This is a genomic window from Micromonospora sp. NPDC023814 (genome assembly GCF_040639595.1).
Classification (GTDB): Bacteria; Actinomycetota; Actinomycetes; order Mycobacteriales; family Micromonosporaceae; genus Micromonospora.
Window position 1 is genome coordinate 17,394 of record NZ_JBFAAF010000033.1, and the last position, 13,071, is coordinate 30,464.

Below are 13,071 nucleotides of genomic sequence, written 5' to 3' on the forward strand. Positions count from 1 at the left end.
GTAAACGGAACGATCGGGGTGGGGGATGGCGGGACGGACACAACCGTTGCTGGCGGGCGTGGTGACCGCGCTGGTGGGGTTCGCCAGCTCGTTCACCGTGGTGCTGGCCGGCCTGCGGGCCGTCGGCGCCACCGACGCGCAGGCCGCCTCCGGGCTGCTCGCGGTCTGCGTCGCGTCCGGAACCTCCGCCGTCTGGCTGGGCCTGCGGCACCGGATCCCGATGAGCGTCGCCTGGTCCACCCCGGGCGCGGCGCTGCTGGTCGCCACCGGCCCGGTGCCCGGCGGGTGGCCCGTCGCGGTCGGGGCGTTCCTCGTCTCGGGCGTGCTGATCGTGGCCGCCGGGCTGTTCCCGGCGCTCGGTCGGGCCGTCGCGGCGATCCCCCGGCCGATCGCGGGCGCCATGCTGGCCGGCGTCCTGCTGCCGCTGTGCACCGCCCCGGTCCGCGCGCTGGTCGAGGTGCCCCGGCTGGCCGCGCCCGTGGTGCTGGCCTGGCTGCTGCTGCACCGGTTCGCGCGCCGCTGGGCGGTGCCGGGCGCGCTGGTCGTGGCGGTGGCGGCGATCGCGCTGACCGCCCCGGTCGCCGGCCTCGGTGGCGCGCGGCTGCTGCCCGCCGTCGAGCTGACCGCGCCGGCCTGGAGCGTCTCCGCCCTGGTCGGCCTGGCGCTGCCGCTCTTCCTGGTCACCATGGCCGCGCAGAACGTGCCCGGGATGGCGGTGCTGGTCGGCTACGGCTACCGGCCGCCGTTCGGGGCCGCGCTGCGGGCGACCGGGCTGACCAGCCTGGCCGCCGCGCCCGCCGGCGGGCACGCGGTCAACCTCGCGGCCATCACCGCCGCGCTGGCCGCCGGCCCGGACGCCCACCCCGACCCGGACCGGCGCTGGATCGCCTCGGTCACCGCCGGCACGGGGCTGGCCCTGCTCGGCCTGGGCGCCGGGGCGGCCACCGCGTTGATCGCGCTCGCCCCGCCGGTGCTGATCGAGGCGGTCGCCGGGCTGGCGCTGCTCGGCGCGCTGGCCACCGCGCTCACCTCGGCGCTGGCCGAGCCGGCCGCCCGGGAGGCCGCGGTGGTCACGTTCGTGGTCACCGCCTCCGGGGTGAGCCTGCTCGGCGTGGGCGGCGCGTTCTGGGGCCTGGTCGCCGGCGGGCTGATGCTCCTGCTCTTCCGCCGTCGCTCCGTCGACCCGGCCGCGTCGCAGCCCGCCCCGCCCGAGCCGGCTACCGGGCCCGAGCCGTCTACCGCGCCCGAGCCGGTGGCCGCGTCGCTCCGGCCGGCTCCGGTCGGGTCGGACTCCCCCGCCGGCGCCGCGTCGCCGCGCGGCGCCCGGGTCGGCGGCGACTGACCCTCCGGGCCCGGGTCGGCGGCGACTGACCCTCCGCGCCCGGTCGGGCTGGATCGTCCACGACATCAGCTCGACAGCGTGCGGGCGTACCGGCCCGGGGCGGGCCGGTGCGTCGGCGTCACTCCTCCGGGGGCAGGGCGCCGGCGGGGACGTCGAGGCGTACCCGGCCGTCGGCGACGGTGGCGATCTGCTCGGCGAGCACGTAGACCGCGCCGGTGCGCGCCAGGTCGGTGGAGACCTTCAGGTAGCCGCTGTGCAGCAGCCGGGCCGCCAGGTCGGCCGGCACGTCCGGCTCCTCGACCGCCGTCGACTCGATCAGCTCGTCCAGGCTGCTGCCCGGATCGGCGGTCGGCGCCTGCACGGTCACCGCGTTCGGGTCGCCCCGCTGCACGAGGTCGACCGTGCCGACCTCGGTGCCGTGGACGTCGACCACCCGCATGCCCGTGGTGACCCGGGAAACCATCGCCTGCTGCTCGGTGCCCTGATTCATTCTGGCGCGGTTCCCGGCCCCCGCTCCGGCTAAACCGCCCGCGCCGCGCCCAGCGCCCGCCGGCCTTCTCACAGCTCGGGGGACCAGGCGCTCGGTGGCCGGGGGGAGAGTTCGCGCCAGCTGCCGGTGCCCTGGAGCAGCGCCCGGACCGTCTCCTCGGCCTCCTCGGCGCTGTCGTACTCGTAGAACTGGGAGACGCCCTCGGAGCCGCCGGCGCGCTGCTCGACGTGCCACCGGTCGGCGTCCACCCGGAGGAACACGTCCCGCCGCGCCAGCCGGCCCCATTTCCCGTTCCACCAGTGCTTCCGCTGCTCCATGGCGGGGACTCTATCGAACATGCGTACGAAAAAGTGCGGCCCCCGCGGGATTCCCGCAGGGGCCGGTGTGCCTGTGCCGGATTCAGCGCGGAGTGGGCGGTTCCGGCCGGCGGCCGAGCACGTCGTCGAGCGCGCCGCGCTGCTGCCCGGGGGTGGTGCGGCCGGCGGCGACCAGGGCGTCCCGGATCTCGGTGAGCAGCTTGACCTCCTCGCTCGGCGCCTTCGGCGGCGGCTCCTCGCCCCGCTTGCGCCGCTCGGCCAGCCTGTTCATCGGGTAGACGACCAGGAAGTAGAGCGCCGCCGCGGTGAGCGCGAAGGTGATGATCGCGTTGATGAAGCTGATCCAGTCGAACTCGACACCCCGGACCTTCCACGCCGCGCCCTGAAGGCCGCCCTCACGGCCCGTGGCCACGAGCGTGATCAACGCGATCAGCGGCTTGAGGAACGAGTTGGTGAGCTGCGTGACCACCGCCGTGAACGCGGCGCCGATGACGACGCCGACCGCCAGGTCGACGACGTTTCCGCGCATGATGAAGTCTTTGAAGCCCTTGAGCATCCGTACTCCCGAGGTGTCCGGTCTTCCGTCCGGCACAACCTATGCCCCGGGTGGCGGCTCCAGAAAAGCACCGGCCTCGATCGCCGCCCGGCCCGGGTCGCCGGCGCGGATCGCCGCGACCAGCCGGGAGTGGTCGACGTAGCGCTCCGGCTCCAGCGCGCCGCCCATCGACTGGGTGATCGTGCTGCGCAGCGCGGCGCCGACCGAGGCGTACAGCTCGGCGAGCATGCCGTTGTGCGCGGCCGCCACCACGGCGGTGTGCAGCGCGGCGTCGGCCTCCACGAACTCGTCGACCCGGCCGCCGAGCCAGGCCGCCTCGCGCACGGCGAGCGCGTCGTCGAGCGCGGCCAGGTCCTCGGGCGTACGCCGCAGCGCGGCGAGCCGGGCCGCCTCCACCTCGAAGGCGCGCCGCACCTCGACGACCTCGGCCGCCCGGTCGACGGTGAGCCGGCGGGCCACCACCGGGGCCAGCTCGTCGGTCGACACCACGTACGTCCCGGAGCCCTGCCGGCACTCCAGCACCCCGGCGTGCACCAGCGCCCGCACGGCCTCGCGGACCGTGTTCCGCCCCACGCCGAGCGCCGCGACCAGCTGCGGCTCGGTGGGGATCCGACCGCCCACCGGCCACTCGCCGCCGAGGATCCGCTCCCTGAGCTGCGCGATGGTCTGCCGAACGCGGTGCCCACGGGGCGGCGCGGTGGCGGAATCAACCGACGGTGGCACTGGTTACAACTCCTGCCCGGAATTCATCCCATGATTGTAGGTTCAACGGTATGACCCCGCCACCGCCCACCGCCACCGCCGGCGTCTCCGCCGCCACCGCCGACCCGATCCCGGCCCCGGACGGCGTGCCGGTCACCCCCACCGTGGAGCGGGCGAAGCCGGGCCGGCCCGCGCACCCGGCCACCGGGGGCGTGCTGGTGCTGGTCGGGATGCTGCTGGTCGCGGTGAACCTGCGGGCCGCCGTGACCAGCCTCGGGGCGCTGCTCGACGAGGTGCGGGACGGCCTGGCGCTCTCCGGGGCGATGGCCGGCCTCGTCACCACCCTGCCCACCATCGCCTTCGCGGGGCTCGGCGCGCTCACCCCGTGGCTGGTCCGCCGGTTCGCCCCGGCCCGGGTGCTGGTGGTCGCGATGCTCGCGCTCGCCGCCGGTCAGGTGCTGCGGGTGGTCACCGACTCCGCCCTGGTCTTCGTGCTCACCAGCGCGCTGGCGCTGGCCGGCATCGCGGTGGCGAACATCCTGCTGCCGATGCTGGTCAAGCAGCACTTCCCGCACCGCACCGGGCTCGTCACCGGGGCGTACACGATGGCGCTCACCGCGGGCACGACGGTGGCCGCCGCGTCGGCGGTGCCGGTGGCGCACGCCTTCGGCTCCTGGCGGGTCGGGCTCGGGGTCTGGGCCGGGCTGGCCGCGGTGGCCGTGCTCCCGTGGGTGCCGCTGGCGCTGCGGGCGCGGGCCGCCGCGCGGCGGGCCACCCCGACGGAGGCCGTCGCGCCCCGCATCCGGATCCGGCCCGGCCGCACCCGGCTCGGCTGGGCGATGGCGGTCTACTTCGGAGCGCAGTCGCTCAGCGGGTACGCGATCATGGGCTGGCTGGCCCAGCTGTTCCGGGACGCCGGCTACCACCCCGAGACGGCCGGGCTGCTGCTCGCCGGGGTGACCGCCCTCGGCGTGCCCATCGCCCTGCTGATGCCGACGCTGGCCGGCCGGCTGCGGACGCTGCGCCCGCTGGTGCTCTCGCTGACCGTCGCGTCGACCCTGGCCTACCTGGGGCTCGCCCTGGCCCCGCATGGCGCGGCGCTGCTCTGGGTGGCCCTGCTGGCGATCGGGCAGGGCGCGTTCCCGTTGATCCTGACGGTGATCGGCCTGCGGGCCCGGACCGCCGAGGGAACCGTCGCGCTGTCGGCCTTCGCGCAGAGCACCGGCTACGTCATCGCCGCGCTGGGGCCGCTGCTGGTGGGCATCCTCTACGAGGCGACCGGCGGATGGACCGCTCCGATCGGGTTCCTGCTGGCGGCGCTGGCCGTGCAGACCGCCGCGGGCCTGGTGATCGCCCGCCCCCGGCACATCGAGGACGAGGCGTGAGGAGGAACGGTCAGGAGGAGGCCGGCGTGGGGTCGCCCGCCACCGCCTGGTCGACCGTCGGGTAGGTGTGCAGCACCTCGACGAGGCCGCTCACCTCGAGGATGCGGAGCACCCCCCGCTGCGGGGCGGCCAGCCGCACCACGCCCCCGGCCTCGTCGCAGCTGTTCTTGGCGCGGACGAACACCGACAACCCGGTGGAGTCGCAGAACGAGACGTTCGCCAGGTCGAAGACGAGCCGGCTGTGGCCCTTGTCGAGCAGGTCGGTGATCTGGTCCTGCAACTGCGGCGCGGTCGCCATGTCCAACTCGCCCGCGACCGACACGACGACCACGTCGCCGCGCTGTTCCGTGTGCACCGTCAAGGACATTCGCCAGACCTCCCGTTATCGGGGAAACGGTATCCCACGAACGGGGTGGTACGCAGAACGGGAGACCGTATCCGGTGGCCACCGTCATTCGCTTGCCGTGCGGCAACTAGCGACCCGGCCTCCGGTGATAGAGTCCGCCGGTCCAGGTCGAAGGGGGTTGCCATGGCGCTGAGCGCCGAGGAGCGCGGCCGGCTCGCGAGTCTGCTGACAGGTCATGCCGAGCGGATCACCCAGCGCTGGACGGAGATCGTCGCCGGGTCGCTGCGCGGGCGACTCAGCCAGGGGGAACTGCGCCGGCAGGTGCAGGAGCTGCACGGCAGCATGGTGACCGCGGCCGAGCACGGGGCCGTCGACCTCGACGCCGAGCAGGCCACCGAGCTGCGCGCCGTGCTCGCCGAGCTGTCGCGGGGCCGGGCCCGGCAGGGCTTCTCCGCCTCGGAGACGGCGATCAGCGTGTTCGCGCTCAAGGAGGCGCTGCTGGAGCTGATGGAGGCCGAGGGCGGCTCCGGGACGCTCCGCGACTACGTCGCCTTCTCCGGGCTGATCGACCAGATGGGCCTGTTCACCTTCGAGAGCTTCGTCCGCACCCGCGAGAGCCTCATCGCCGACCAGGCGGAACAGCTGCTCGAACTCTCCACCCCGGTGGTGAAGCTCTGGGAGGGCGTCGTCGCCGTGCCGCTGGTCGGCACCCTCGACTCGGCCCGCGCCCAGGTGGTGATGGAGCGGCTGCTCCAGACCCTGGTCGACACCGGCTCGCCGTACGCGATCATCGACATCACCGGCGTACCGGCGGTGGACACCCAGGTCGCCCAGCACATCCTGAAGACCGTGGTGGCCGCCCGGCTGATGGGCGCGGACTGCATCATCTCCGGCATCCGGCCACAGATCGCGCAGACCATCGTGGCCCTGGGCATCGAGTTCGGCGACATCGCCACCAAGGCCAGCCTCGCCGACGCGCTGCGGCACGTGCTCCGGCTCACCGGGGTCGAGACCGGCCGCCGGCTGCCGCGCCGGGAGGCGTGATGGAGCGGGTGCCGATCCTCAAGATCGGCGAGATCCTGCTGGTTTCCATCCAGGTCGACATGTCCGACCAGACGGCGGTCCAGCTCCAGGAGGACCTCGCGGAGCGGATCGTCGCGACCGGCTGCCACGGCGTGATCATCGACATCACCGCCCTGGACATCGTGGACTCCTTCGTCGGGCGGATGCTGTCGACCATCGCCTCGATCTCCAAGGTGCTCGACGCCGAGACGGTGGTGGTCGGGATGCGGCCCGCCGTCGCCATCACCCTCGTCGAGCTGGGCCTGTCCCTCAACGGCATCCGGACGGCGCTCAACGTCGAGCGGGGCATGGAGCTGATCGCGGCGGCGCGCGCGGACGAGTACGAGTTCGCGTTCGACGACGAACCGGACGCCGATACGACGGCCTCGTCATGACCGCGGGCGTCGACCTGGGCCAGCCGCAGGCGCAGGCGATCCGCAGCGACGAGGACGTGGTGCGCGTCCGGCAGCTGGTGCGTATGGTGGCGGTGGCGGTCAAGCTCTCGCTGGTCGACCAGACCAAGGTGGTCACCGCGGCGAGCGAGCTGGCCCGCAACACCCTGGTGTACGGCGGCGGCGGCACGGTCGAGGTGGGCACGGTGGACAACGGGACGCGGCGGGGCGTACGCATCGTCTTCGCCGACTGCGGCCCGGGCATCGCCGACCTCGACCTGGCACTGACCGACGGCTACACGACCGGGGGCGGGCTCGGCCTCGGGCTCAGCGGCGCGCGCCGGCTGGTCGACGAGTTCGACATCCAGACCGCGGTGGGTGAGGGCACCCGCATCACGGTCACCAAGTGGTCCAGATGACCGAGGACGTGGTCCCCGACCGTGGCATCTGGTTCCGGGTGGAGACCGGCAGCGCCGCCAGCGCGGTGCGCCGGGCCGCCGAGCGGCTCGGCGACCAGCTCGACCTGGGGGAGGCCCGCACCGACCTGGCGATCGTCGCCGCCGAGCTGACCAGCAACCTGGTCAAGCACGCCGAGGACGGCATGCTGCTGCTGCGGCCCGCCCGGCACGAGCGGGAGGCCGGTGTGGAGCTGGTCGCGATCGACGCCGGGCCGGGCATGGCCGACCTGACCGCCTCCTCGCAGGACGGACACTCCACCACCGGCACGCTCGGCATCGGTCTCGGCGCGATCGTCCGGCAGGCCAGCTGGTTCGACGGCTACTCCCGACCGGGGCGGGGCACGGTCCTCGCCGTCCAGGTCTGGCCGGACCGCGCCGGTGGACGGGAACGGCCCTGGGCCGGCGCGCTCACCCGGCCGCTGACCGGGGAGTCGGTCAGCGGCGACGGGTACGCCTGGCGGATCGTGGAGGGCCGGCGGCAGGTGCTGGTCTGCGACGGCCTGGGGCACGGGCCGCTCGCCGCCGCCGCCACCGACGCCGCGCTCGACGCGTTCCGCCGGGCGCCGGCGGGGCCGCCGGCCGCAGTGGTCCAGCACCTGCACCGGGCGATGTCCCACACCCGGGGCGCGGCGCTGGCCGTCGCGGAGCCGGACCCGTCGGCCGGGGTGCTGCGCTACGCCGGGCTGGGCAACATCTCCGCCGCGGTCATCGGCGCGGCCGGCCAGCGCCGGGGTCTGATCTCGCTGCCCGGCATCGCCGGGCACCAGCGTCCCCCGGTCCGGGAGTACGACTACCCCTTCGAGGCCGGCGCCCTGCTGGTGATGCACAGTGACGGCGTGGTCGACCGCTGGCAACTCGCCGACTTCCCCGGTCTCGCCGACCGGTCGCCCGTCGTGGTGGCCGCGTCGCTGCTGCGGGACGCCGGCACCCGCCGCGACGACGCGTGCGTCCTGGTCGCCCGGGCGTGGTCGTGACCGGGGTGGCGCCGCTGCTCCAGATGGTGCTGCGGGTCGAACACGACATCTTCGTGGTCCGGCAGCGGGGCCGTGAGGTCGCCGCCGCGGTCGGGCTGGAGCACCAGGACCAGGTACGCATCGCCACGGCGCTCAGCGAGGTGGCCCGGGACCTGCTGCGCGCGGTCGGCGGGGCGGACGTGACATTCACCCTGCTCCACGACGCCGTTGGTGGTGGGCGGCACCTGCGGGTGGACCTCCTCCCGGTGCGCCCGCTGCCCGACGGACGGTACGAGCCGCAGTCGGGTGCGGTGGCGCGGTTGGTGGACATGTTGGGCGTCGTGACCGGGGAGGGGGATACGGTCGTGAGGATGTCCCGACGTGTCCCGGTCACCGCCGAGGTGCTGACCCCGGAGCGTCTCGCCGAGCTGCGCGCCGAACTCGGCCGGAACGCCCCGGGCAGCGCCCTCGACGAGCTGGCCGCCCAGAACGCGCAACTGATCGCCGCCCTCGACGAGGTACGCAGCCAGCGCGACGAGCTGGCCGTGCTCAACGAGGAACTGGCCGAGACCAACCGCGGCGTGATGGCGCTCTACAACCAGCTCACCGAGGAACTGGAGGAGACCAACCGCGGCGTGGTCGCGCTCTACGCCGAGCTGGACGAGAAGTCCGCCCAGTTGCGGGCGGCCAGCGAGTCGAAGAGCCGGTTCCTGGCGAACGTCAGCCACGAGCTGCGCGCCCCCGTCACCGCGATCATGGGACTCGGCCGGCTGCTGGACGACTCCGCCTCCGACCCGCTCACCGCCGAGCAGGCCCGCCAGGTCGGGCTGATCCGCTCCTCGGCGAGCGACCTGCTCACGCTGGTCAACGAGCTGCTCGACCTGGCCAAGGCCGAGTCCGGCCGGATCGAGCCCGACTGGGCCGAGGTGGACCTGCGGCCGCTCTTCGGTCAGCTGCGCGGCACGCTGCGGGCCCTGGCCACCCGGCCGGAGGTCGAACTGGTGGTGGAGGAGCCGCCGGTCCCGGCCACGCTGCGCACCGACGAGATGCTGCTCGCCCAGGTGCTGCGCAACCTGCTGCACAACGGGCTCAAGTTCACCGAGCGCGGGGAGGTCTGGCTGCGGGCGGAGCGGCGGGACGACCGTTGGCTGCTGTCCGTCTCGGACACCGGCCCGGGCATCGCGCCCGAGCAGCACGACCGGATCTTCGAGGAGTTCTACCAGGTGCCCGGCGCGACCCGGGTGGGCGGCACGGGCCTCGGCCTGCCGTACGCGCGGCGGCTGGCGACCCTGCTCGGCGGCACCCTGGAGCTGGCCAGCGAGCCCGGGCGGGGCAGCACGTTCACCGTCAGCCTGCCTGTGGGCGGAGCGTGACGGTGGAGGGCGGCCCGGCGACCGTGCTGGTGGTCGACGACAGTCGCACCAAGCGGTACCTGCTGGTCAGCTGGCTCTCCCGCGCGGGTTTCAGCGTGCTGGAGGCGGAGACGGGCGGCGAGGCCCTGGCCCGCGTCGGCGTGGACCCGATCGACCTCGTGGTGCTCGACGTGCGGCTGCCCGACCTGAGCGGGTTCGAGGTCTGCGAACGGATCAAGGCCGCGCACCCGGCGATGCCGGTGATCCACGTGTCCGCGCACGCGGTGGACGTCGTGGACCGGGCGCAGGGGCTGACCCGGGGCGCGGACGCGTACCTGGTCGAGCCCATCGAGCCGGAGGAACTGGTCGCCACCGCGCACGCGGTGCTGCGCTACTACCGGGCGCGGCAGCGGGCGGAGCTGCTCGCCGAACGGCTGCTCGGGCTGGCCGACACCACGGTGGCGATGCACTCCGCGCCCAACTTCGCGCGGCTGGTGGAGGCGGCGGCGGCCGGGGCGGCCCAGATCTTCAAGAGCCCCGCCGCCGTGGTCGCCGAGACGTTCGACGGCGACGGCGTCGCCGGGATCGCGGGCGGCCCCGGCGGCACGGCCACGATCGTCCCGTGGGCCGTGGACGACAGCGGCGTGCCGATCGGGACGACGGTCCGGGTGGACGACCCGGCCGGCTGGGGCCTGGTCGACTGGCCGGCGGGGGACACGGTCACGGTGGCCGCCGCCCGGCTCCGCGAGGACCGCCCGCCGCTCTACGTCGTCGTGCCCACCGCCACGCAGACCGCCCGCACCCCCGTGCTGGTGCAGCTCGCCCAGGCCGTCGCGTCGGCGGTGGAGGCGCAGCGCTCCTTCGACGAGGAGCACCGCATCGCGGTCACCCTCCAGCGCAGCCTGCTGCCGCGCCGGATTCCCGAGATCAACGGGCTCGACCTGGCCGTGCGCTACGAGCCGGCGAGCGCGCAGACCGAGGTGGGCGGCGACTTCTACGAGCTGGTGATGCTCGACGGCCACCTGCTGCTGGCGATCGGCGACGTGGCGGGCCACTCGCTGCACGCCGCGACCGTGATGGCCGAGCTGCGGCACGCGGTGCGGGCGTACGCGGTGGAGGGACACCAGCCGGGCGAGATCCTGGAGCGGGTCAACGAGCTGATGCGCACCCTGCTCCCCACGGAGCTGGCCACGATCTGCGTGCTGCTGCTGCACCCGCCCACCGGCCGGGTCCGGCTGGCCAGCGCCGGCCACCTGCCGCCGGCGCTCAGCCTGGACGGCAAGGTGGAGTTCGTGCAGCACACGGCGCCGCTGCTCGGGGTCCGCGCGCAGCGACCGCCCGACCTGGAGTTCGTGCTGCCGGCCGGGGCGACGCTGGTGTTCTACACCGACGGCCTGATCGAACGGCGGGACACCACGATCGACGACGGGCTGGCCGCCCTGGCCGCGGCCGCCGGGCGGATCGACGACGACCTGGACCGGTTCTGCGAGCGGCTCCTGGTCGAGCTGGCCCCGCCGGAGATCCACGACGACGTCGCCGTGGTCGCCCTCCGCCGCCGCTGACGTGTAAGGAAGGGCACCTTGTTAACGCCTGGCGCTGTGGAAGGGGCCCTTCCTAACTCCGGCAGCCGCGCCCGGGTCAGCCGACCGAGCGGGCGTACGCGGCAGGCGACACGCCGAGAACGGCGGTGAACTCGCGGATCAGGTGGGCCTGGTCGCTGTAGCCGAGGTCCGCCGCGAGCGCCGCCCAGTCCGGCGGGCCGCCCGCGGCCTGCTCGACGGCCTCCTGGAGCCGGTACCGACGGATCACCCACTTCGGGCCGACGCCGACGTGCGCGAGGAACAGGCGTTGCAGCCGGCGGACGGAGAGCCCGTGCCGCCGGGCGAAGTCGTCCACTCGCAGCACCGTCCGGTCGGCGCGGATCGCCTCGACCAGGCCGATCACCTCGTCGGTGACCGGGTCGGCCGCCGGTGCCCAGCCGAGCAGCAGGTCGTCCAGCGCTCGGCAGCGCTCGGCGTCCGTACCGTCGCAGCGGCCGGCGGGCGGCGGCCCCTCTGCGGCCGACGTGGCGGCGACCAGGGCGGCGGCCGGCGGCCAGCGGCCGGCGAGCGACGGGACCGGCCACCGCCGCCCGGTCAGCTCGGCGACCGACCGCCCGCGCCAGAACGGCCGGAAGCCGCCCGGCCGGAACTGGACCCCGCTGGCCCGGCCGAGGCCGGACAGCGTGATCGAGAACAGTTTCGGCCCCACGCCGGCCACCTCGGCGGTCTCCGGGCCGTCGCCGTCGCGCCGGAACACCACGTTCACCGCCGGGTGCGGCACGACCTGCTGCGTGAGCGGCTCGGTCAGCTCCCAGTCGACGAGCCAGTAGTGCTCGACGTACGGCCGGAGCGCCACGGCGGGCAGGTGCCGGCGGAAGCGGACCTGGCGCAGCAGCCGGGCCGGGTCCAGGATGCCCCGGCTGTCCCCGCGCGGCTGCTGTCGCATTTCTTCAAGACCATCCTCATACGCTGGCCGTATGGCAACCCAGACTAGTGACCTGCTGGCGGTGGCCGCGCCGCCGACCGTGGCGGTGGTGCGCGGCATCGCCGACGACCAGCTCGACCTGCCGACGCCCTGCCGCGAGTACGCGGTGCGCGACCTGCTCGACCACCTGTTCCAGGTGGTGGTGAACTTCCAGGCCCTCGCGGCGAAGCGCCCCGTCGAGTGGGCGGACAAGCCCGGCCATCTCACGGACGGTTGGCGCGACCGGTTCGAGGCCGAGACGCGGCGGCTGGTCGACGCCTGGTCCGACCCGTCCGCCCTGGAAGGCGTCTCGCCGGGGATGGGCATGCCGCAGAGCACGGTCGGCGGCATGGTGCTGCTGGACCTCACGGTGCACGGCTGGGACCTCGCCGTCGCCACCGGCCAGCCGTACCGGCCCGCCCCGGAGGCGACAGCCGCGCTGCACGAGCTGGTGGGGCAGCTCGGGCCGCAGGCCCGGAAGATGGGCGTCTTCGCGGAACCGGTGTCGACCGCCGCCGACCTGCCGGAGTTCGACCGGCTGCTCTGCCACACCGGCCGCGACCCCGGCTGGCCCCCGACCGCCTGAGCCTCACCGGCCCGCGCGGCTCGCCGACGCACGGGCCTCCTTACCGCCCGGCCTGCTGTTCCTCGTGTGCAGTGGTGGAGAAACTGTGGGGAACCTGAGCTGTGTAACGCTGGCGGCGACGTGGGCGCTGTTTGCTCTGGAGGCCCGGCCGGACGGGCCCTGGCCTGGGCCGGAAGGCCCGTCGCGCGTGGCAGCGGGAGTTCAACAGATGCACAACCAGCCAGGCGGAGCGCCGCCGGTGTTCGTCGACCGGACCGGGCGTCGCCGCCGGCTCACGGTGATCGCCGGCACCGCGATGGGTCTGGGCCTGCTCACCAGCCTCGGCCTGATCGCCGCCGGCCTCTTCATGGACTCGTCGGTGTCGCTGCCCGGCTGGTCGGACAGCCGCCCGGCGGCACCGCTCGAAGCCGAGGTGGACGGCCGTGGCGAGCTGGGCGGCGCGTCGCCGACCGGCCCCCGTCCGTCACCCTTGACCAGCACCTCGGCCCCGGTGCCCACCCGCACGACCGGCACCGCCCCGGCCACCGGCGCTCCCACCGCCCGGCCGACCCGGTCCGAGCAGCCCGGCCAGGGTGACGAGCGGCGCACCGCCAAGCCCAGCCGGTCCCCGGGCAAGCCGAGCTAG

At 74.7% G+C, this 13,071-nt stretch carries 16 protein-coding genes; 10 read left to right on the plus strand and 6 right to left on the minus strand.

The window, feature by feature from the left end:
* The first annotated feature begins 25 nt into the window (after positions 1-25).
* Positions 26-1,342 (plus strand): benzoate/H(+) symporter BenE family transporter, encoded by a 1,317-nt coding sequence (locus tag AB0G14_RS19215; RefSeq protein ID WP_357699110.1) that lies wholly within the window; start codon positions 26-28, stop codon positions 1,340-1,342.
* A gap of 118 nt (positions 1,343-1,460) precedes the next feature.
* Here AB0G14_RS19215 and AB0G14_RS19220 read toward each other — a convergent pair whose 3' ends face one another.
* The 4 genes from AB0G14_RS19220 to AB0G14_RS19235 all read right to left on the minus strand — a co-directional run bounded on the left by AB0G14_RS19220 (position 1,461) and on the right by AB0G14_RS19235 (position 3,428).
* Positions 1,461-1,832, minus strand: a complete 372-nt coding sequence (locus AB0G14_RS19220; protein ID WP_357699112.1) for a hypothetical protein — start codon at positions 1,830-1,832, stop codon at positions 1,461-1,463.
* 68 nt (positions 1,833-1,900) lie between these two features.
* Positions 1,901-2,149, minus strand: coding sequence for a hypothetical protein (locus tag AB0G14_RS19225; RefSeq protein WP_357699114.1), 249 nt, complete (start codon positions 2,147-2,149; stop codon positions 1,901-1,903).
* Between the two features lie 82 nt (positions 2,150-2,231).
* Complete coding sequence (gene mscL / locus AB0G14_RS19230) at positions 2,232-2,705, minus strand: large conductance mechanosensitive channel protein MscL (protein ID WP_357699116.1); 474 nt, start codon at positions 2,703-2,705, stop codon at positions 2,232-2,234.
* A 39-nt stretch (positions 2,706-2,744) separates the two neighbouring features.
* Positions 2,745-3,428, minus strand: a complete 684-nt coding sequence (locus AB0G14_RS19235) for an FCD domain-containing protein (RefSeq protein ID WP_357699118.1) — start codon at positions 3,426-3,428, stop codon at positions 2,745-2,747.
* A 209-nt stretch (positions 3,429-3,637) separates the two neighbouring features.
* Between AB0G14_RS19235 and AB0G14_RS19240 the strand changes: the two genes are divergently transcribed.
* On the plus strand, positions 3,638-4,792 hold the full coding sequence (locus AB0G14_RS19240) for an MFS transporter (RefSeq protein ID WP_357699215.1): 1,155 nt from the start codon (positions 3,638-3,640) through the stop codon (positions 4,790-4,792).
* A 10-nt stretch (positions 4,793-4,802) separates the two neighbouring features.
* Here the strand turns inward: AB0G14_RS19240 and AB0G14_RS19245 are convergent, their stop codons facing one another.
* On the minus strand, positions 4,803-5,159 hold the full coding sequence (locus AB0G14_RS19245) for an STAS domain-containing protein (RefSeq protein ID WP_357699120.1): 357 nt from the start codon (positions 5,157-5,159) through the stop codon (positions 4,803-4,805).
* A gap of 162 nt (positions 5,160-5,321) precedes the next feature.
* On the opposite strand from AB0G14_RS19245, the gene AB0G14_RS19250 reads away from it, so the two are divergent.
* Genes AB0G14_RS19250 through AB0G14_RS19275 form a run of 6 tightly spaced genes read left to right on the plus strand, consistent with a single transcriptional unit; the run spans position 5,322 to position 10,917 of the window.
* Positions 5,322-6,182 (plus strand): STAS domain-containing protein, encoded by an 861-nt coding sequence (locus AB0G14_RS19250; protein WP_357699122.1) that lies wholly within the window; start codon positions 5,322-5,324, stop codon positions 6,180-6,182.
* Complete coding sequence (locus AB0G14_RS19255; protein WP_357699124.1) at positions 6,182-6,595, plus strand: STAS domain-containing protein; 414 nt, start codon at positions 6,182-6,184, stop codon at positions 6,593-6,595. The genes AB0G14_RS19250 and AB0G14_RS19255 overlap by 1 nt, the downstream gene beginning before the upstream one ends.
* Positions 6,592-7,011, plus strand: a complete 420-nt coding sequence (locus tag AB0G14_RS19260; RefSeq protein WP_357699126.1) for an ATP-binding protein — start codon at positions 6,592-6,594, stop codon at positions 7,009-7,011. The genes AB0G14_RS19255 and AB0G14_RS19260 overlap by 4 nt, the downstream gene beginning before the upstream one ends.
* A complete protein-coding gene (locus tag AB0G14_RS19265) occupies positions 7,008-8,024 on the plus strand; it encodes a SpoIIE family protein phosphatase (RefSeq protein ID WP_357699128.1) in 1,017 nt (338 codons plus the stop codon). The genes AB0G14_RS19260 and AB0G14_RS19265 overlap by 4 nt, the downstream gene beginning before the upstream one ends.
* Before the next feature lie 23 nt (positions 8,025-8,047).
* Entirely contained in the window at positions 8,048-9,376 is a 1,329-nt protein-coding gene (locus tag AB0G14_RS19270) for a sensor histidine kinase (RefSeq protein WP_357699217.1), read from the plus strand.
* 2 nt (positions 9,377-9,378) lie between these two features.
* A complete protein-coding gene (locus tag AB0G14_RS19275) occupies positions 9,379-10,917 on the plus strand; it encodes a SpoIIE family protein phosphatase (protein WP_357699130.1) in 1,539 nt (512 codons plus the stop codon).
* A 76-nt stretch (positions 10,918-10,993) separates the two neighbouring features.
* Here AB0G14_RS19275 and AB0G14_RS19280 read toward each other — a convergent pair whose 3' ends face one another.
* Positions 10,994-11,842, minus strand: coding sequence for an AraC family transcriptional regulator (locus tag AB0G14_RS19280; RefSeq protein ID WP_357699132.1), 849 nt, complete (start codon positions 11,840-11,842; stop codon positions 10,994-10,996).
* A 31-nt stretch (positions 11,843-11,873) separates the two neighbouring features.
* On the opposite strand from AB0G14_RS19280, the gene AB0G14_RS19285 reads away from it, so the two are divergent.
* Positions 11,874-12,446, plus strand: coding sequence for a TIGR03086 family metal-binding protein (locus AB0G14_RS19285; protein WP_357699134.1), 573 nt, complete (start codon positions 11,874-11,876; stop codon positions 12,444-12,446).
* A 208-nt stretch (positions 12,447-12,654) separates the two neighbouring features.
* A complete protein-coding gene (locus tag AB0G14_RS19290) occupies positions 12,655-13,071 on the plus strand; it encodes a hypothetical protein (RefSeq protein ID WP_357699136.1) in 417 nt (138 codons plus the stop codon).